The organism is Novipirellula rosea, assembly GCF_039541335.1.
In the GTDB taxonomy this organism is placed as follows: domain Bacteria; phylum Planctomycetota; class Planctomycetia; order Pirellulales; family Pirellulaceae; genus Novipirellula; species Novipirellula rosea.
The window spans coordinates 131,830-150,648 of sequence record NZ_BAABGA010000064.1 but is presented as its reverse complement, the minus strand read 5'-3'; the positions used below and the strand labels follow the sequence as shown (position 1 = coordinate 150,648).

Below are 18,819 nucleotides of genomic sequence, written 5' to 3'. Positions count from 1 at the left end.
CAATTTCAACTGTCCCCTCTCAACTCTCTGGATACCTGCTGATGCAATCTCGTTTTATCCTTGCACTATTGACCCTTGTCATCGGATGGCCGCTTGCGGTGCAGGGACAAGAAACCGCAGCGGTGGACACCGCAACTCGGTTTCAGCTGCCTGCGACTGATGAGGGCCTTGCCGGCGAAGGACCGCTGCGACGACAGGACTGGTTTCAAAATGTGTGGCGAAAACGCCGGGAAACGTTCGCGGCGAATGCCGAAAGCAAACAGGGGCACGTCGTTTTCTTGGGCGATTCGATTACCCAAGGGTGGCAAGACGATTTTCGTGGCGATTTCAAATCGATCGAGCCGGCGAACCGTGGAATCAGCGGCGATACCACCCGTGGAATGTTGCTGCGACTCGGCGAGGACGTGATCGATTTGGACCCGGCGGCTGTTGTCATCTTGGCCGGCACGAACGATCTCGAAGAAGGGGCCGAACCACAAACGATCGCCGGCAATATGCAATTGATTGTGAATGCGCTGCGGGCGCATGATGCGGAGATGCCGATTGTCATTTGCAACGTCTTTCCCAGTCACGAATCCAAGAAGCGACCTGCGGACAAGATCAAGAAACTGAATCAGCTTTATGCCGATCTTGCCAAGAAAGATGGCAACGTGATCGTGCTCGATACATGGACGATGTTTGCCAACGATCAGGGCAATGCAAAGAAAGAAGAGTTTCCGGATTTGTTGCATCCCAATGCAGTTGGGTATGCAAAATGGGAAGCCGCACTGCGACCGGTCTTGGCAACGCTTGGCTTCGTGGAAACCGAGGACGATGATTTTGTCATCGAAGAAGGATTCGAGAGTCTGTTTAATGGCCACGATTTGACGGGCTGGGGATTTCGCAAAACGACCGATGCGATGTTGAAATCACGTGATCGATGGCAAAGTCGCGATCCCCATGCTCCGGCGTGGCCGATTGTCGAAAGTGATGTTGCCTTTGACGGCAAGTCGAAAACACCCGAAGGGCGTTACGTCGCGATTCATGATCGGTTGGTCGTGACGACGCCACCGGAAGGACGCAAGATTCAACAACTCTGGACCACTCGCGAGTTTCCCAATGACTTTGAATTGCGATTGGAATTTCGTGCGACTCCCAATGCCGACAGCGGTGTGTTTATCCGGGCGCCGCAATTGCAATGTCGTGACTTTGCGCTAGCAGGACCGTACAAGAATCTGAAAAACTACGCTCCGCAGCAGTGGAACACGCTTGTCGTCGCGGTCCACGGTGGCGTGGCCCATTGCAGCTGTAATGGCGAAGTGATCGAAGAAGCAATGAAGGTTCCCGAAACCGGTCCGATCGGTTTGGAAGGGGACCGAGGGCAAGTCGAGTACCGCCGCATCCGCATCAAGACACAGCCGTAGTTCTGTAGGCCGGAACGCAGCGGAGCGAAGATCCGGCATGGCGGCTGGGATGAATTCGCCATTACTTTCGCATCCGCCGGATCTACGTCGCTTAGCGCGACGTGGGGCCCCGGCCTACCGAAGAATGTTTCGCTAACAAACAATACCACGAGAGCGATTACCGCGTCAGAATCGGCAGTTCGCTTTTGGGCTTTGCGTCCCCTGCGTCTTGATCGGGGTCTTGGTACTTGCTGGTGTCGAAATGACGGCTGTAGGTACCGAAGTCGTTGAAGGCATACTTCTTGGCCCAGCGATAAACAAAGCTACGTTCAGGGATTTCATCGCCCGGTTGATATTGGCTGCGTCGCGGCGAGACAGCGTTCAGCTCGTCGATCACCTTGGTGCGTGCCGTTGTATCGCGAGCTCCATGTTTCTCGGCCAGCTGGACCAACAAGTCGGGACGTTCCATGATCACGCAACCACGAGTGTGTTGTGCCGTCAGTTCGCGGAAGTCTCGCAAAAATTCGGACTCATTAAACGTGTCTTTGAGCGACCGATCATCGTGGATCGATTCTTTGGCCAACTGGATTACCGGACACGGCTCGATATCGCCCCAAGGTCCAACATGGTGTGTGAACCCAGTTGCGGCGGGGCAGAGTGCGTTGCCTGCGTCATCGTGATAGGCGTCGATCACGACGATCGGCTTGGTTGCACGAGTGTCGACAACAAATTGACGCACCCGACGCTGTTGTTCGCTGGTTAACGCGAGATCAGGGTTCGATTCGGGACCGACCGGACGATAGATGTGGTACCAGCAATACATGACTCCCATTTCGATCAGTCGATCGACCCAGGCGTTGCTGACCAAATCGTCGATATTTGTTTTACACACGCTTGTGCAAACGCCGACCAGCAAGCGATGACGCAGTGCCGTTTCGAGCCCCTGCATCGTTTGGTTCAGCACCCCTTCACGTCCTCGCCGCGTGTCGCTGACGATTTCAGATCCCTCGACGCTGATCAGCGGAGTCACATTCCCCAGACGCCGCAACTCGGCGGCGACTTCGTCGGTAATGAAATGACCGTTGGTAAAGACTTGGAAGTAGACGTCGCGATTAGCGGCAAAGATCTTTAACAAATCTTTGTGCATGAAAGGTTCGCCGCCCAGAATGCCGAAGAAACTGTTACCCATCGCTTTGGCTTCGGCAATCACTTTGTTTGCCGCGTCAAACTCAATACGATGTTGTTTCGCCCCCACGTCGACCCAGCAGCCCTGGCACCGCAGGTTGCAGCTGTTGATGACCGATAAATACAAAAACGGCGGAAAAAAGTCTCCTCGTTTCAGTCGCTGTTTGTGCTTGTGGACACTCCACAATCCGCGAACCCCCAATGTCCAGGCTGCTTTTGCAAGCAGTCGTTTGTCGGGCTCGAGCAGCAGTCGACTGGCGAGGCGAAAATACATAAAACAGGATTCTCAAATTGAGTAGCGATCGGGCTGGGAAACCTTCTAGTTTCCTAACCGAGCGATTGATTAACCATTCGATCTGTAACCATTCGAGTCGACGCCGGCGGACGCGGGCATCGTACATTCACCAGCTTAGCCAAAGCCAGCATGAGCAGCCAGACGTTCGTCCCAGGACCAACTGAAAACACCGTTCGTGATTCGGAGGGTATAGTCCATACCCCACCTGCAAATTGGTCGCTTTTGCCGCCGGGGGACGCAGCCCTGACCCGGCGTGTCAAAGCGGCTGGCGAGCACTGGATCGTCCAAGAAAAAAAAGGCCGGCGGACATTTTCCAAAGGAATTTGGGCTCCCACTGCCACGATCGAGAAGATTGTGGCCGATTTGAAAGTCGAGCGGTCGACCGAAAGTTACGCTAAACGGAAAGTGGCCGACAAACAGCGACGGGATCGCAACCAGTCCGCCTACGTCGATGAGTTCTATGATACGGTCGTCACCTATTTGAATTTTCATCCCAAGCATGCCACGCTCTCGGCACGGATGGCTCGCGCGATCACCGATCATGCAACGCCCGTGGGCAGCGGTACCGTGGCACGGACCAAGCGAATCTCCGTTGAGCAGCGAGCCGAGGCTGCGGTGATTGCATGGATGCGACATCAAACCACCGCCTACGATTCGATGGTCATTCCGCGGGTCAAAGGGAAACGACGTGAGGTCCGCAGGATGCTAGCAGGCCGTTCCAAAGAGTTGCTGCGGCAATACCGCCACGACCAAGTCGCGTCGGAGAATTGCCCGTTGATGAAAGCATTGACGGAAGCCTCCGAACCGAACTAGCAAGTGGATTGGACCACACGTTTTGCATGCAATCGAGGCGGCTGTGGATAGCCAACCCCTCGAAAGATCTTACCGCTGGATGATGGATGCCGGTTTCTAAGTAAACTCAGCGCCGCGAACTTCCGATATCACACTCTAGGTTCACCCATGTCCTGGAGTCCTTTGTGCAAAACCTGAAAAGTTACCTTCGATCGCGAACCTCTCTCAGTTGTTTGCTAGCTATTTCGTGCTCGCAGTTCGCGGTAGGTGACGAGGGTGTTGTGCTTAATCCGCCACTCGATACCTCGGCGGAAGTGCGGATAGCGAGGCGTCCATGGCTGCTGGATGTATTGACGAACAAGCCCGATTCATCCAAGAAAACGACTCCACCCACGCCGCCATCGAGTGTTCCATTGGTGAGCGATCCGCCTTCGATGCAGTTGCGTGGCCAGCATGCACCGGTGGTGGTCGACACGCCGTCGCGGCAGACGCCTGCGGTCGGTTCAAACACGCCGTCGGATGATGATAATTGGGTGCCGCGAGCACGCCGCATTGTGGCCGATCCAGAACGGTTGCCGCTGCGTGACCCGCTGCCGCTTCGGGATCCCGAAGTCGCGAGCCCTCTAATCAAGGACGCAGCGATTAAGGACGCAGCGATCAAGGACGCGACCCAGAGCGAAACCCGCGGCGCCGCACGGCCGGGCACGACGGTGTCCGAGACGCCCGCGTTGGTTCCGATCACTCGCTCGGCCGATCCGATGCGATCGGCGCCGACTGCGCGCGAGTCTGCGGTGACCGAATCGACCGAGTTGTCGCCTGCGGAGAAGTTCAACGAAATGGAACTCGAGCTAGCGCCGACGGCGAGTCCCAGTTTGGCGAGTCCCGGATTGGCTGGGCCTGATCTAGCGAGCCCCGCGGTGGACGCTTTGGCCAGTGACGATGACACAGCGCATGAAGGCTCGAGCGAAGCGATCGCCAATGAAGAGCTCGCCACTGAAGATCCCGTCGGTGAAGAGTCTGGGAGTTGGGAAGATGCCGAACGGAGCAACGCCGGAGACCGCTACAGCGATCCGGTCGTAACAGATCGCGAGCGATTTGAGGCTGAGGAAGCGTTGTCATCCGATGCGGACAACGAGCAGGTCGCGGAAGAGTTTGCCGACGAGGTGGTCGAAGATTTAAGTCTTGGCGACCGTCTGAGAAAGGCGACTCCCCAAATCGCCAATTCGCCGTCATCCGCTGCGGAATCGCAACCTGCAGCCAAAGAGCAGCGTCGCGCATCGGATCCGCAGCAGCGTGTTGCCGATTCGCGGCTCGCGACAAGTGCGGCAGCCCCGCCACAGCGATCGGTTTCGGTTGGTGATCATTGGGACGAACCGACGGGGACCAAAGCAAGCGATCCGGTTGCGCTGGATTATGTTGGGATGCCGACCGGACCGATACGTATCTCGGCATCGGTTGCCAAATTGAAACCGGTCATGCAGCGGTGTTTGGTCAACTATTATCGCCGCCCCGAAGTTGCTAATGAACGAAGCAATTGGGGAATGTTGCATTCGATCATGGTTTATGGCGTCGATACCAAGATCGTCGCCGAACGCCAACATTACAGCGCGATTGCGTGGATGGCGGGTAATAACGCGAGTCGCGGCCAACGATTGCTCGAAGAGGACCGTGATGGCATCCACGTCAAAAGTGGCGTGGGATTGCAGGGGCACCAAGCTCAAATGTTGTGTGTGTTCTCGTTGTGCAACGTCCCGGTGGATTATCCTTTGTACGTCGGCACGACAAAGTACTCGGTTCGCGATGTGGTAAAACGCGAGATGGCGGATTGCAAAAGCGGCGAAGAACTGACCTTCACGCTGATCGCGCTGTCGCACTATTTGGATACCGACGAGAGCTGGATCGCTGCGGATGGAACCCGCTGGGATTGTGAGCGATTGATTCGTGAAGAATTGTCGCAGCCGATCGTCGGAGCTGCCTGTGGTGGAACGCACCGCTTGATGGGGTTTGCCCATGCGTTGCGGAAACGACGCGCCGAAGGCCGCCCGATCACCGGGCAATGGGCACGAGCCGAAGAATTTACCAACGATTTCATCGACTATGCCTTCTCGCTGCAAAATCGCGACGGTTCGATGAGCACCGATTGGTTCGAGGGACGTGAAGACAACGGCAATCGGGATCGCAAGGTGCAAACGACCGGTCATATCGTTGAATGGTTGCTCACCGCACTGCCCGATTCGCAACTGCAGGATCCTCGGTTGGTGCGTGCGGTTCGGTATTTGTTAGCTTCGATGTACAACGACCCGAACCACGATTGGCAGATCGGACCCAAGGGGCACGCGCTGCGTGCGTTGGCAATGTATTACGAGCGAATGTATCGCAGCGGACCGGCTTGGCAGACGCCCGCCGTCGCCAACGGCGATCGAGCGACACGCCGGTAACAGGGGTGAACGCCCGAACGGACGATTATCCAGCCCACAAAACGCAGATTTCGGGGCTGATCTGGTTGCCGGTTCAGGCTGCTTCGCTAATACTTGGATTCTCTTGTTAAATTACCCAGTTTGAATCACACCCAACTTGTCGAGTTCGCCCTGCAATGGCGACACAACGTCTGACGAAACATAATGCGGCGATGATTCGCGCAGCGATCGACCTTTTTCGTGATCGCGGTGCGGACGCTTTGCTGCTGCTGCTTGATGGTTCAACCGACTGGAAACGAATCTCCGAGATGGCTCAGCCGCTCGATAAACCGTTTATTGTTGCGGTCGATTCGCCCGAAGACCTCGAGGGGGCCTCCGAAGCGGGCCTAAAACCGCTGGCCCTGAACAAGGAAAAAGCCCCGCTGCTGGAACGACTGCAGCACGCTCTGCTCGAAGCGGCTGCCGATGAATTGATTCGGACCAATGGCGAAGTCGTCGCGCTTTACAGCGGTTTTCAACAAGGTCGGCTCGATTCGATCAGCCATCTGCAACTCGATGAACGGATGCGGCAATTGACCAGCCGTGACCTGCAGATGCTCGAGAGTCGCGTGCCGCTGAAAACGATCAAGGCGGTGATCGACTTGGCTGCCCAAATTGGTCGCGAAGGCCGCGAAGGCAAACCAGTCGGAACGCTGTTCGTCGTCGGCGATACTCGCAAGGTGCTCGAGCATGCCAACGACAGTGGGGTCGATCCCTTCCGCGGCTACAACCGCAAGCAACGCAATCTGCTGGACAAGAAGGTCCAAGAGGATGCCAAAGAGGTCGCTCAGCTTGATGGTGCCTTTATCATCGCGGGCGATGGCGTGATCGAAAAGAGCCGGCAAATGCTCGAGGTCTCGCACGAAGATCTGACGATGAGCAAAGGGTTGGGGGCGAGGCACTGGGCCGCCGCCGCGATTTCGCGAAAAACCAAAGCGATCGCGGTCGTCGTCAGCCAATCGACCGGCACCGTTCGCTTGTACCAAGACGGCCATTTAGTGATGCGAATCGAGCCGATGGACAAGGCGGTGAAGTGGCAAGAGTTCAATTTTGAACCGCCGTCTTCGTCACCGCCTGAAAACTAGAGCCTGCTGATCTTTGGTGTCACGGAATTCGTCAACGGAATGTTGATTTACTGAGCCGCGACGCGTCAGCGGCCGGGTCCCACGCACGACCCGGTGCCTTACGGCCCACGGCTTACCGATGCGATTGGCTACTCGTTTTCGGATCGGTTCGAAAAGTTTTGTAGCGACGCTCGCCAGAGCGTGGATAGCCGCTACAGCAGCGGCAGTTCGTCGTCGCGGCGAGTCGACATGCCCTCTTTGAAATGTTGGCGGCACACCGAGACGTAACGTTCGTTGCCGCCGATTTGTATCTGGCTGCCGTCCTTGACCGGTTGCCCCTTAGCATCGATACGCAGCACCATCGTGGCTTTGCGTCCACAGTGACAAATCGTTTTGATTTCCGAGAGCGTATCGGACCACGCCAACAGATGCTCGCTGCCTTCGAACAAGTGCCCCTGAAAGTCGGTGCGTAAGCCATACGCCATCACGGGAACGTCAAGCGAATCACAGACGTCGCTCAGTTGACGCACTTGCAATCGAGTCAAGAATTGAGCTTCGTCGACAAAGACGGCATGCAGTGGCGTCGCATCGTGCTGGCCTCGGACGACAGAAAACAAGTTGTCCGCTTGGTTGAACGTCATCGACTCGGAGGATAATCCGATTCGCGAGGTTACTTTTCCTGCACCAAAACGCGTGTCCAATTCAGGTGACAGGATCATCGTGTTCATCCCCCGCTCGCGATAGTTGTAGCTCGCTTGCAGCAGCACGGTCGACTTTCCCGCATTCATCGCGGAATAGTAAAAGTACAACTTGGCCATAACTGCAACGACTCCTTTCTGAGGGCAAGCTTGTGTTTCGGGGCAGGCCTAAAATTAGGGAGCAGGCCTAAAATTAGGGGGCAGCCTAAATTTTGGGGGCAAGCCTACGCGAGTGCTTCGAGTTGTTTGCCGGTCAATTCGCGGATTCCTTTTTTCGCCAATCGCAACAGATCCGCGAGCTGGTCGTCGTCAAACGTCGCTTCCTCGCCAGTGCCTTGGATCTCGACAAACTTGCCCGCCCCGGTCATGACGACGTTCATGTCGACGTCGGCGGCGACATCTAATTTGTAATCGAGGTCCAAGTGAGCGACATCGTTGACAATTCCCGTGCTGATCGCAGCGATGCTGTCGCGGATCGGGCCATCACCAATCCGGCTGCCGGGAACCGCGATTTCGATCGCTTTGGCTAACGCGATGAATCCGCCGGTGATCGATGCGGTTCGCGTTCCTCCGTCGGCTTGAATGACGTCACAATCGACTGTGATCGAACGTTCGCCCAACGCGACAAGATCGACCACCGCTCGCAGACTGCGGCCAATCAACCGCTGAATCTCCGTTGTCCGGCCATCCATTTTTCCGCCACGATCGCGTTGTTTCCGCGGCTGGGTGCTGCCGGGCAGCATGCTGTATTCAGCCGTCACCCAACCTTTGCCTCGACCGGCCAACCACGGCGGCACCGATGCTTCGAGCGACGCGGTGCACAACACAATCGTCCCTTCGCAGCGATACAAGACGCTGGCGGGGTTCGAGGGAATATAGCCGAGTTCGATTTGCACGTCACGAAGTTGGTCGGCGGGGCGAGCGGGGGAAGTCATCAGGGGGGTCCGGTGTCGATGGATGAAAGTCGGTGAAGAGAAGTTGTGGGGGAAAGTTAGTTCTGCAGCGGTTCGTCCGAGGACATCGATGTCGTTTGAGGTTGCCAGGGGCCTAACGATTTTTCAGGAAAGACGATCAACCGCCGCGCGGCAAAGTTCAGCACCAAGCCGACCAACGTTGCAAGCAGCTTTGCCGCCGCAGGGCCGGTTTGATGGATTAGCAGAAGCGTGGTTTGACGGTCGACGATTCCGATCACCAGTACCGAGAGCGTGTATAAGAAAATTTCACCCCAACGTCCCCAACGAGATTGGTGACGAAAAATCGAGTGGATGCACATCCAATAATTGATCGCCGCGGCAAGCACAAAGGCGATCGGAGCGGCAACGCCCACCGATACATCCATCCCCAGCAGCCCGAGAAAGATCACCAGGTTTGCGATCGCACACAGACTGCCCACGATTAAATACAACAGGAATTGAAGCGGTGCCGGCAAATTGTGGGCGTTGTATCGCACGATACAGTACAGAGCGCGAAGCCCGTCACGCACCCCGATCTTTTTGCCCTCGGCGTACGTGCGTCCCATGTACGAGACGCCCATCTCGACAATTCGCACGCGTCGCTGGGCCACCGCGGCAACCACTTCGGGTTCGAATCCAAATCGCTTTTCTTTCAAATCCAGTTGCTGGATCAAATCGCGGCGAAAGACTTTGTAACACGTTTCCATGTCGGTAAGATTCAAATCGGTAAACATGTTCGACAAGAACGTCAGGAACCGATTCCCCATCGTGTGCCAAAAATAGAGCACGCGATGGGTGCCGTGCGAGAAAAATCGCGACCCGATAGCCACTTCGGCTTCGTCTTGAATCAGCGGCACGACCAACCGCAGCAGATCTTCGGGGTTGTATTCGAGATCGGCATCTTGGATGGCAACAAAGTCACCGGTAGCGGCTTTGATGCCGGTATGGATTGCCGCCCCTTTGCCTTGGTTGACCGAATGGAACAAGACACGAACGTTGTCGAAGCGTGCGGCGAGCTGTTCCGCAATCTCACGACTGCGATTCTCGGAACAGTCATCGATGATGATGATCTCGAGTCCCAACATATCGCTTTGGATCGCGCGAACGCGGTCGATACATTTTTCGAGCGTCGCTTCTTCGTTGTAGCTAGGGACCAGGATACTCAAGACATGCCGTTTGTCCCGTCGTGCCAACTCGCTTGACGAGCCTTCGTTCCGCATGTTCATCCTCGTTGGGTCTCGTCGCTAAATGGCTTGGTCTGAGCTGATGTTGTCGTCGATCCACTTGCGATTGAGCAGCCACACCAGCAGCCCTTTTTGAGCATGCATGCGGTTGCCTGCTTGTCGAATGACGTCACTTTGGTAGCTATCGATGACCGCGTCGGTAATCTCTTGTCCTCGAACGGCTGGCAAGCAGTGTAGCACTCGCGCGTGCCGTGGGGCGGCCGCCATCAATTTTTCATTGACTTGGTAATTGGCAAACGCGGCACGGCGAGCGGCCATCTCGGCTTCTTGCCCCATACTAGTCCAAACGTCCGTGTAAATCGCGTCGGCTTCGGCCACCGCCCGGTGCGGATCAGTCACGGTTTCAATCCGAGCCTTGGGGTAACGGGCCGCGATGCGAGCAAGCCAATCGGTATCCATTTCATAATCCGGCGGGCATGACAAGGTAAATCGCATGCCGAGCATCGCGGTGCACAACGCGACCGATTGAGCCACATTGTTGCCGTCACCCACAAACACGATATGTTTGTCTTTGTAACCACCCAATGATTCTCGCACGGTCAACACGTCGGCCATCGCTTGGCAGGGATGGCACAGGTCGGTCAAGCCGTTGATGACCGGCATCGCATTGAAGCTGGCCAGCAGTTCGACATGTTCGTGTTTCTTGGCTCGGCACACCACGGCGTCGACAAATTGGCCGAGCACTTGGGTGAAGTCGGCAGGCGATTCGCGTTTTCCCCAACCGACATCTTCGCCTAGAAACAGACTGCTGCCTCCGAGCTGAGCCATTCCCGTTTCAAAGCTGACTCGCGTTCGTAAACTTGGTTTCTGGAACAAAAGTGCAATCACACGACGGTCTAAGATCGATGGACGATCTCCCGCAGCCAACCGCTGTTTTAGCGAGAGCGATGTCGCAAGAATGCTTCGTAAATCGTCAACTTCGATATCGAATAGACTTAGTAGGTGTTGCACGGCAACGGCCTCATCGTTGTGTTTAATTTCGTAACAGATTCGTGATTGATTCAAAAAAGCAGAATAGCAATGCGAGGCGGATCATTCCGTTGCACTTTGCTCCATCGCCTGCATCGTTTCGACAAGCCGCTCCAACAAAGCGTCGCGGTCTGCGTCGCTAAAGTGGATCGGCGGTTGCAACCGGATCGAGGTTTCCCCCGCAGGTTCGATGCGAAGTCCATTTCGCGCGGCAACGCCGACTATTTCCGTAGCGGCCAAGTCGGTTTCAATACCGATCGTCATTCCGGTCACATGGATGTCCCGAATGAATTCAAAGCCCGCGATCGCTTCTGCCAACGCAACCGCAAAGTTTTGAGCCGACTCGTTAACCGAATGAGGCAATCCGAGACGCGAAAGTTCGTCTAGCATCGCCAGTACTACATTCCGCTGCATCGGATAGTTCGCCGATTGTTGGACCGAATGGCCAGTAAGCCGCTGTGATGCAATCAGCAAACCGCCTGGGAGACCGCCAAATAGACCCGCCGAGATCACGATCCCATCGACCGGGATGTCACAGAGCGACGTGAAGGAGAAACACGATCCACTGGCCCCGAAACAGAGTCTTGATTCGTCGATCAACAGCATTAAATCGCGTTGATCACAAATCCGGCGTACTTTGCTGAGATAGTCGCCGTCCAGGGGGCGAGCCGCGTTGCTAAGATCTACGGGGGACAGCAGTACCGCTGCGGTCGATTCATCGATCGCCGCTTCAAGAGCCTTTAAATCATTGGGTTTGACGTGATCAAACCCGGCCACCATCGGACCGAATCCTTGGTGCAGCGCGGGTTGCCCGCTGGCCGAACGGCACAACGCCGTCCGTCCGTGATCAGACCCCGCAAGCGCGATCGTTCGGTAGCTCGTTTCCGCATTGCGTGTTCGCGCAAACGTGACCATCGCTTCTGTGGCAAGATCTGCATCCGAAAACAGCAAGCATGAATCCGCAGTGATCGCGTTTTGGTTGCCCGCGGACTGCAACACTTGCTGAAGCGCCGCCGCCAGTTCGGTCTGTTCGTCGTCTGCGATCTCGCGCACTGCCGAGGCATCACCGACGTAGGCATCGGCGGTCTGGCGAATCGCATCGCCAATCGCATTGCAACCTAATCCCACCGCGCTGGCTCGGCCGGCGAGGGCATCGACCCAGGCGTGCCCCGCCGCATCTTGGCAGCGAATGCCTTCGGCGTGGGCTCGTCGGGTTGCCCACGCGGGAGCGAAATCGGTGGCGGTCGTGTTGACGCGGACGGCTGGAATTTCAGCGGCCGCCGCGACTAGCGGTGGTTCAGCCGGTTCGGGCTCATCGGCACCTTCCTCTGCGCTTTCGTCTTGGTCTGCGGCGAGCTCCTCGAACTCTTCGTCCTCTACTTCGTCCTCGTCCTCGTCCTCATATTCGTCGTCCTCTTCTACGTCGTCTTCGTCCTCATCTTGATCGTCTTCTTCTTGCTCGTCGTCTTCGTCTTCGTCATCCTCATCCTCGTCCTCGATTTCTTCGTCGAGTTCCGCACTGACCTCGGTTTCTTCGATCACGGGGGCGTCATGGCCGAACTCGATTTGCTCGGCAAACTCATTTTCGTCGCTTCGCAGCGTGGGCGACTGATCGCCGGACTCCTCGGGCGTTTCTTTGCTTGGGTCTGCAGGGTCGCTCATGAGGATGCTTTGAAGTGACGTGAAAAACAAAAAACGACGGCCAACCCGCCCGGTTCTCTGGGCGGGTTTCCGTCTGCTGAGTTTGAAAAGTGAGAGGAAAAGATCGGTTTTATGTCGTAGTGACCTGCCCCTTATGGATGTATTTCGGTTCCCACGCCCTTTGTCGTGAAGATTTCGAGCAGCAACGAGTGACGCAGTCTACCATCAATGATGTGGACCTTCTTGACACCACGTCCGAGCGTTTCCAAGCAGGCCTCGACTTTCGGAATCATTCCCGAATTGATGACACCATTGTTGATCAATTCTCGAGCCTCGGCGGACGACAGCGAATGGATAATGGTATCCGGATCATCTTTGTCACGTCGGACGCCGTTGACGTCGGATAAGAAAACAAGCTTGTCCGCTCCGAGTGCCTGGGCGACTGCCATCGCCGCGGTATCGGCATTGACGTTGTAGTGTTGGCCGTCGTCCCCTTCGCACATCGACGGGATCACGGGGACTTGGTCGGTGTACGACAAGCCTTCGATCACATTTCGGTCGACACGGGTCACTTCGCCGACAAACCCCAGGTCTTCATCGGGCTGATCCACCAACTTTTGCCCGAACAACACATTGGTGGTTTGGAACGACAGATTCATCGCCCGTCCGCCGAGTCGCTCAATTTCTTGAGTCAGGAAGACGTTCAGCTCTCCGGCCAACACCTTTTCGACCGCCGCCAACGTGGGCAAATCGGTGACTCGGCGGCCACGGACAAAATTCGGAGCGATGCCCGATTCGGCCAACTCGCGATTGATTGCCTTGCCGCCGCCGTGCACCAATACTGGCTTCATCCCCACCGATTCCATGAAAATCACATCCAACAGGATGTGCATCAATTCGTGAGGATCATCCAGAATACTGCCGCCGAGCTTGATGACCGTCGTTTTGCCTCGAAATTGACGGATCCATCCCATCGCTTCGATCAGGGTGTTCGCTTTGGAGATCGCTTCTTCCAAGGTAAAGTCTCCAATATGGTCAACGTTTTTGATCGAATCAGGCACTTCCGCTCGCTTCTTGTCTGTTGGATTTGAATTTGGACTGATTTTGGTGGCCTTTCCGCAGACGGAAAAACCGATCAATTTAGATGCGGCCACCCAGAGGGTCAATTGAGATGGCCAGCAAACAGCAAAACAGTGGGTCTAGTTAAGGAAAATAATGCAAAAACAACGTTTAGCTGTCGTCGGTGGCGGTCAAATGGGACGAGCGCTCGTGTGTGGGATGCTCGATAAACAAGTCATCCACGATGCGGATGTGGTGATTGTCGACCACAATGTGGCCAGTCGCCAATGGTGGAGCGAGAATCGGCCGCACGTCGAGGTGTGCCCCGATCTGAGCGAGGCGGTCAGGGATGCCAATACCGTGATGCTGGCCGTCAAACCCAAGGTGATTGGCAGAGTGGCCCAGCAAGCCGATCGGTTTTGGGATGGAAAACTCGTGATTTCCGTCGCTGCCGGGGTGATGCTCAAATCGCTGTGCGGTTGGATCGGCCACCAACGCGTCGTTCGTGTGATGCCAAATACCCCCTGCTTGGTCGGTCAAGGCGTCAGCGCTTTTTGCGGTGCCGACGATGTTTCCGAACAAGATAGTGCCTGGATTACGACGCTGTTCTCGAGTGTGGGATTGGCGATTCCGGTGCTCGAATCCCAAATGGACGGCGTTACGGGGCTGAGTGGTTCGGGGCCAGCCTACGTTTGCTTGATCGTCGAAGCACTCGCTGATGGCGGTGTTTTGGCGGGGCTTCCTCGTCCGCTGGCGATGAAGTTGGCCGCCCAAACGGTGCTGGGAACCGCGCAGATGATCGCGGAAACCGGTCGCCATCCGGGGGAATTGAAGGATTCGGTCACCAGTCCTGCGGGGACAACGATTGCCGCGGTCCAAGTCCTGGAGCAAAATGGAATAAGAGGGGCATTGATCGATGCTGTGGTAGCGTCGGCGCGGCGAAGTCGCGAACTCGCTGCGGATTGAACCTCCCATTTCTAGCATCCCATTTCCACACGAATCGCCGCTCGCTTTACAACGTCGGCGATCTTTGCTTCACTTTCCCAGGGCGACCGAGAACAACCCTGCACCGCCGCGCCGGATCACTTTCACCTCGTCATAAGTTATCAGAACGATGGAATCACCAATTATCAAAGTTGACGACAAACACGTCCCGCTTTACCGAATCGTTTGGGTCAGTGAGATTCCACACTTTTGTGGCGAGCCGGATTGTATGCACGAAGGGGACTACGAAGTCCGCTTGGATGTCGATGACTCGCTGTGGACCAGTGCAAGTGAACGCGATGCTACCGTCGCCGCGTTGGCGAAATGGTGCGGCGATCCCCGCGGCGATGACAGCCCCGATTGGTGAAACGGTTTGCTGAGTCGGGGAGAGTGACTTGGGGACAGTAAAGGAGGACCCCGATTGCAAAAGCCGGTTCGTAAACCCGAAGTCTTCGGCGGTGTTCGCTCCCGCTTGCTAGCTTTCTTTGTTTGCTGGCAACACAATTGCCTCATCGGCAACCATGCACACGATTCCATCACGGACGGGGTACATCAAACCGCCCGATTCACGGATCAGGCCCGTATCAATCCCCTCGCGAATTCGTTGATCTTGGCGGTCACGCAGCTCGCCATTCTTGATCAATTCGTTGATTTTTTCGACAAACGAAGGCTCTGCGGGCCGCAGAGGCTCGCCGCTGAGGACGCAGCGAAGCATGGAAAGTAAATTTTGATCAATCATTTGATTTGGCTCAGCATTGATGCTTTGAGTTTCCGAAACTAAGGCAAGCAGACCTGGTGCATGGACGCACGGAATCAGCTTATTGCTGCCTCAGGTTGGTTAACGAAATTTCGTTCTTTTCTTGTTTCCGAATACGGCGGAGGATTGCCATGAAGTCGCGAGCTTGCTCGCGGTTCGTCCAACCGGTTGCTCATCTTTGTGCAACGTTTTCGACGATCGCAGTTTTCAGTTGTGCCACAAACTCGACCGTTCACGGTCAGTCTACGGCGCCGGCACAATCGTCTCCAGGCTACTACACCGATCCTCAGACCGGCATCGTTTATCGCCAGGTCACCAAAACGATCGAACGCCCCGTTGTGGAAACCAAAACGGAGCAGCGAGAGCAGACCGTCTATCGGCCTCAGACCGTGACGGAAACCAAACCCGAAGCGCGAACCGTGTACACGCCGGTGGTCCAGTACGAGTGGCAGCCTCGTTTGGAAGGGCGTTGGAACCCGTTCCGCCAACCCACCTTGGCCTACCATCATGTGCCGCAAACTCGTTGGGAAAGTCGCAACGAAGTCGTACACCGCACCAACACGCGTACCGAGTGGGTTGCCGAGACACGCACGGTCAACGTGCCTCAGCGACTCGTGCGAATGGAACGCGAGCAGAAGATCGATTATGAAGCGGTCGGTCGCGTTGCACCGCAGCAAGCACCCCCGTCGACAAGCGAACAGGCGATTGCATCGCGTTTGCGTCCGCTCGATTCCAACACCCGGGTGGAAGCCTTCTCGAATCCCACAACTCAGATTGCGCAGGCCACGACCGTTTACGCTCCACCGCGTATTGCTGCGTCGTCACTTGGCCGCATGACCAGCGATCCTCCGCGGCGATCATCCAGCCAAGCGGGATTGCGAAGCACCGAGCTGTATCCGGCACCTAATCAAGGTTACAGCGGAGCATTGCCACCGGCCAGCACGGGCGTTGCAACCCTGCCCGCTTTGCCGCTTTGGCGATAAACGTCCAAGCGAACCACGCCTACCACCTACGCCATCGATACGTCGATGGCGTCTTCGATTCCACGCTGAATCAGAGTGTGGCGATCGCTTTGCGGTTGCCACCGGAGGACTTGTTTACTGCGGCTGCAATCGAATGTCGCTTTTTGGGTTCTTGATTCCCAATCGTAATAGCTCGGCTTGCGGCGATCGGGATGACGGACCGCTGTCTTCACCATCCATTTGGCCATGTCGGTCAGGTAAAAGTGCCAAATCTTGGTCGGTTTGATATCGATGCTGACGTTGGAAACGCGTTGCAATTCGCTTAGGTAATCCTTGGCCGTCAACACCGGATCGGCGACGAAATTAAAGGACTCGCCACTGATATCGGGGTGATCCATCGCCGCGATCAATCCCTCGGCAACATCGTCGACAAGGACCAGCGGTAGTTTGTTATTGCCATCGCCCCACACTTGGCAAAAACTTTCACCGGTCCACATGCCGATTCCCCAGTGAAAGGGCGAGCCTCCTTTGCCAATCACAATCCCGGGCCGAGTAATCACCACGTCGAGTTCTTGGTCTCGTTGCATTTGGCCGAGATGATCTTCGATGACGGCCTTGGATTTCGCATACAAATTGCGGCCTTCGATTCGCGGATCCAGCGGTGTGGTTTCGGTGATCGTGCCCGCATTGGAGCCGGCATAGTAGGCGTCGATCGAACTGGTGTAGACCAATCGGCCGGCGCCGAGGTCCACGCATTGTTTTGCGAGCTGCAGAGTGGGCTGGATGTCCGATTTCACGTAATCGTTCCACGTCTTGCCCATCCCGCGTGCCAAGTGGAAGACGCCATCGACACCTTGCAATGCCTTCGCCACGTCATCAGCGTTAGCCATGTCGCCGCGAACCAGTTCGACGTGGGGATGACGCAGCGGATCGGGGACATCGTGGGGACGGCGAACGAAACAGCGAACCCATCGGCCTTGTTCGGCAAGTCGGCGGACCAGTGCTTGGCCGATAAAACCGCTTCCGCCAAACACCAAGCATGGCTTGCGGTTGCCCTCCCCGGCATCGCCCCGCTCGCGTTCAGCCTGCTCGCGTTCAGCCTGCTCGCGTCCAGCCTGCTCGCTTGCGTCCCGTTTGTTTAACGCCTGTCCGTTCGTTGCCTGCTCGTCAACACGATGACTTGGAACCGAGGGCACGACACAGCGACCAAGTTGTTCACACAGCTCGATCACGGATTGCCCCGATGCTCCGGACAATCGCTTGGATATCGCGTTTCCGGACAGCAGCGATTGATAGAAATTGGCAATCGCGTTGGCGATACTCTCACCGTAGGGATTGCCGTTTTTGCAAAGTCCCAGTTTGCTGCCGATATAGCGACGCAGTCCCGCTTTGGCTTGCTGATGCAAATCCCGGCTTGTTTGTTTCAAGCGGTGGTAGCGATCAAAGTCAATGGAATAGCGAGTTGCCCGATTCAGCGTAAACGTGTTGTCTTCGATGTCGGCTGTCGCGCTGCCATGGCTGCCACGGACATGGATCGAAAACTCGTTCATCCCGCTGCCGAGCGACAGACGAGCTTGAACGGCGATTCGGCCCGCAGTCATGCTAAATGCCCAGTTACGCATCATCGATCGGCCATGCGGCAGCGAAATCGGATGTGTCGCAATCCCGGTGATCGGTTCAGGAAACGTCGCTAAATCCAGCACGGGGCTGACGACGTGAGGCCCAAGTTCGAGCAACAGGTTGGCAGGGTCACGCAGCATCCAGATCGAGAAGGGACCATTATTTAATTGAGGCAGGTGTTTGTTCCAAGCGATGTCGATCGCATCGACACGGCCCACCTTTCCGCTTTCAATACATCGCCGCAGATCTTCGTAAACGCGTGAAAATAGAAAGTTGTGATTGATCCCTAGCTGAACGCCGTGACGTTCGGCCGTCGTGATCAAGTCGCCGCACTCGAGCGACGATGTCGCCATCGGTTTTTCAACGAACACATGTACTCCTGCTGCCATGCATTGGCGGGCCACCGCAGCATGGACGTCGGGTGGAACAAGCACGTGGACTACGTCCAATTCGCTGGCCGCCAGCATTGCATCGAGCGAAGCGAAGTGATTTGCGATGCCAAACGTTTCAGCAGCCTGCTTCGCCGCCGACAGGTTGACGTCGGCGATCGCGATGAGTTCCGCATTCGGATGCTGCTGGATCGCCGCCGCATGCCACTGGGTGATGTAGCCGGCGCCGACCAACCCCACTTTCAGCGGAACCGCAAGGCGAGTGTTCGGTTGGGCGGGGCGAGGTGGTCTCATCAAGATCGGGTCGAGGTTTTTCGGCGAGTGGTTAAGCAAGGTCTAAAACAAGTTGTTAAACAGTGAACGTTGCTA

16 protein-coding genes are annotated in these 18,819 nt (G+C 56.2%); 7 read left to right on the top strand and 9 right to left on the bottom strand.

The features are described from left to right. The first annotated feature begins 41 nt into the window (after window positions 1-41). Entirely contained in the window at window positions 42-1,403 is a 1,362-nt protein-coding gene (locus ABD971_RS23485; RefSeq protein ID WP_345326093.1) for a GDSL-type esterase/lipase family protein, read from the top strand. Window positions 1,404-1,560: 157 nt separating this feature from the next. Here ABD971_RS23485 and ABD971_RS23480 read toward each other — a convergent pair whose 3' ends face one another. Continuing rightward, window positions 1,561-2,841 (bottom strand): radical SAM protein, encoded by a 1,281-nt coding sequence (locus tag ABD971_RS23480; protein WP_339943962.1) that lies wholly within the window; start codon window positions 2,839-2,841, stop codon window positions 1,561-1,563. Between the two features lie 150 nt (window positions 2,842-2,991). On the opposite strand from ABD971_RS23480, the gene ABD971_RS23475 reads away from it, so the two are divergent. From ABD971_RS23475 to ABD971_RS23465, 3 genes are all read left to right on the top strand, one after another. Beyond that, on the top strand, window positions 2,992-3,675 hold the full coding sequence (locus ABD971_RS23475; protein WP_345326091.1) for a DUF2293 domain-containing protein: 684 nt from the start codon (window positions 2,992-2,994) through the stop codon (window positions 3,673-3,675). Between the two features lie 260 nt (window positions 3,676-3,935). Beyond that, window positions 3,936-6,092 (top strand): hypothetical protein, encoded by a 2,157-nt coding sequence (locus ABD971_RS23470; protein WP_345326089.1) that lies wholly within the window; start codon window positions 3,936-3,938, stop codon window positions 6,090-6,092. Window positions 6,093-6,247: 155 nt separating this feature from the next. Continuing rightward, entirely contained in the window at window positions 6,248-7,195 is a 948-nt protein-coding gene (locus ABD971_RS23465; protein WP_339943956.1) for a DNA integrity scanning protein DisA nucleotide-binding domain protein, read from the top strand. Window positions 7,196-7,386: 191 nt separating this feature from the next. On the opposite strand, the gene ABD971_RS23460 is transcribed toward ABD971_RS23465, so the two are convergent. The 6 genes from ABD971_RS23460 to argB form a co-directional block, all read right to left on the bottom strand. Beyond that, window positions 7,387-7,992 (bottom strand): thymidine kinase, encoded by a 606-nt coding sequence (locus tag ABD971_RS23460; protein WP_339943954.1) that lies wholly within the window; start codon window positions 7,990-7,992, stop codon window positions 7,387-7,389. A 104-nt stretch (window positions 7,993-8,096) separates the two neighbouring features. Beyond that, window positions 8,097-8,807 carry a ribonuclease PH gene (gene rph / locus ABD971_RS23455; RefSeq protein WP_339943952.1) on the bottom strand — a complete coding sequence of 237 codons (711 nt, stop codon included), beginning with the start codon at window positions 8,805-8,807 and terminating at the stop codon, window positions 8,097-8,099. A 56-nt stretch (window positions 8,808-8,863) separates the two neighbouring features. Beyond that, window positions 8,864-10,045: a glycosyltransferase gene (locus tag ABD971_RS23450; RefSeq protein ID WP_339943950.1), complete on the bottom strand. Its 1,182-nt coding sequence runs from the start codon at window positions 10,043-10,045 to the stop codon at window positions 8,864-8,866. 24 nt (window positions 10,046-10,069) lie between these two features. Then, complete coding sequence (argF, locus tag ABD971_RS23445) at window positions 10,070-11,020, bottom strand: ornithine carbamoyltransferase (RefSeq protein ID WP_339943947.1); 951 nt, start codon at window positions 11,018-11,020, stop codon at window positions 10,070-10,072. A gap of 81 nt (window positions 11,021-11,101) precedes the next feature. Continuing rightward, window positions 11,102-12,700, bottom strand: a complete 1,599-nt coding sequence (locus ABD971_RS23440) for an aminotransferase class III-fold pyridoxal phosphate-dependent enzyme (protein WP_345326085.1) — start codon at window positions 12,698-12,700, stop codon at window positions 11,102-11,104. 131 nt (window positions 12,701-12,831) lie between these two features. After that, window positions 12,832-13,695 (bottom strand): acetylglutamate kinase, encoded by an 864-nt coding sequence (argB, locus tag ABD971_RS23435; RefSeq protein WP_339944039.1) that lies wholly within the window; start codon window positions 13,693-13,695, stop codon window positions 12,832-12,834. A 199-nt stretch (window positions 13,696-13,894) separates the two neighbouring features. Here argB and proC point away from each other — a divergent pair, with 199 nt between their 5' ends. Together proC and ABD971_RS23425 are read left to right on the top strand one after the other, a co-directional pair. After that, window positions 13,895-14,704 carry a pyrroline-5-carboxylate reductase gene (gene proC / locus ABD971_RS23430; RefSeq protein ID WP_345326083.1) on the top strand — a complete coding sequence of 270 codons (810 nt, stop codon included), beginning with the start codon at window positions 13,895-13,897 and terminating at the stop codon, window positions 14,702-14,704. A gap of 148 nt (window positions 14,705-14,852) precedes the next feature. Continuing rightward, the gene (locus ABD971_RS23425) at window positions 14,853-15,089 is read left to right on the top strand and encodes a hypothetical protein (protein WP_339943942.1); all 237 of its coding nucleotides are present in this window, start codon (window positions 14,853-14,855) and stop codon (window positions 15,087-15,089) included. A 108-nt stretch (window positions 15,090-15,197) separates the two neighbouring features. Here ABD971_RS23425 and ABD971_RS23420 read toward each other — a convergent pair whose 3' ends face one another. After that, window positions 15,198-15,461: a hypothetical protein gene (locus tag ABD971_RS23420; protein ID WP_339943940.1), complete on the bottom strand. Its 264-nt coding sequence runs from the start codon at window positions 15,459-15,461 to the stop codon at window positions 15,198-15,200. Window positions 15,462-15,610: 149 nt separating this feature from the next. Between ABD971_RS23420 and ABD971_RS23415 the strand changes: the two genes are divergently transcribed. Beyond that, on the top strand, window positions 15,611-16,462 hold the full coding sequence (locus ABD971_RS23415) for a hypothetical protein (protein WP_339943938.1): 852 nt from the start codon (window positions 15,611-15,613) through the stop codon (window positions 16,460-16,462). A gap of 26 nt (window positions 16,463-16,488) precedes the next feature. On the opposite strand, the gene ABD971_RS23410 is transcribed toward ABD971_RS23415, so the two are convergent. Next, window positions 16,489-18,744, bottom strand: coding sequence for an NAD-dependent epimerase/dehydratase family protein (locus tag ABD971_RS23410; RefSeq protein WP_345326080.1), 2,256 nt, complete (start codon window positions 18,742-18,744; stop codon window positions 16,489-16,491). Window positions 18,745-18,819 lie beyond the last annotated feature (75 nt).

Excerpts from the sequence above, each read along its gene's own strand:
- ABD971_RS23480 (WP_339943962.1), bottom strand. The coding sequence starts at position 2,841 with ATGTATTTTCGCCTCGCCAGTCGACTGCTGCTCGAGCCCGACAAACGA.
- ABD971_RS23460 (WP_339943954.1), bottom strand. The coding sequence starts at position 7,992 with ATGGCCAAGTTGTACTTTTACTATTCCGCGATGAATGCGGGAAAGTCG.
- ABD971_RS23415 (WP_339943938.1), top strand. The coding sequence starts at position 15,611 with ATGAAGTCGCGAGCTTGCTCGCGGTTCGTCCAACCGGTTGCTCATCTT.
- proC (WP_345326083.1), top strand. The coding sequence starts at position 13,895 with ATGCAAAAACAACGTTTAGCTGTCGTCGGTGGCGGTCAAATGGGACGA.
- ABD971_RS23410 (WP_345326080.1), bottom strand. The coding sequence starts at position 18,744 with ATGAGACCACCTCGCCCCGCCCAACCGAACACTCGCCTTGCGGTTCCG.
- ABD971_RS23425 (WP_339943942.1), top strand. The coding sequence starts at position 14,853 with ATGGAATCACCAATTATCAAAGTTGACGACAAACACGTCCCGCTTTAC.
- ABD971_RS23440 (WP_345326085.1), bottom strand. The coding sequence starts at position 12,700 with ATGAGCGACCCTGCAGACCCAAGCAAAGAAACGCCCGAGGAGTCCGGC.
- ABD971_RS23420 (WP_339943940.1), bottom strand. The coding sequence starts at position 15,461 with ATGATTGATCAAAATTTACTTTCCATGCTTCGCTGCGTCCTCAGCGGC.
- ABD971_RS23450 (WP_339943950.1), bottom strand. The coding sequence starts at position 10,045 with ATGCGGAACGAAGGCTCGTCAAGCGAGTTGGCACGACGGGACAAACGG.
- ABD971_RS23485 (WP_345326093.1), top strand. The coding sequence starts at position 42 with ATGCAATCTCGTTTTATCCTTGCACTATTGACCCTTGTCATCGGATGG.
- ABD971_RS23465 (WP_339943956.1), top strand. The coding sequence starts at position 6,248 with ATGGCGACACAACGTCTGACGAAACATAATGCGGCGATGATTCGCGCA.
- ABD971_RS23475 (WP_345326091.1), top strand. The coding sequence starts at position 2,992 with ATGAGCAGCCAGACGTTCGTCCCAGGACCAACTGAAAACACCGTTCGT.
- rph (WP_339943952.1), bottom strand. The coding sequence starts at position 8,807 with ATGACTTCCCCCGCTCGCCCCGCCGACCAACTTCGTGACGTGCAAATC.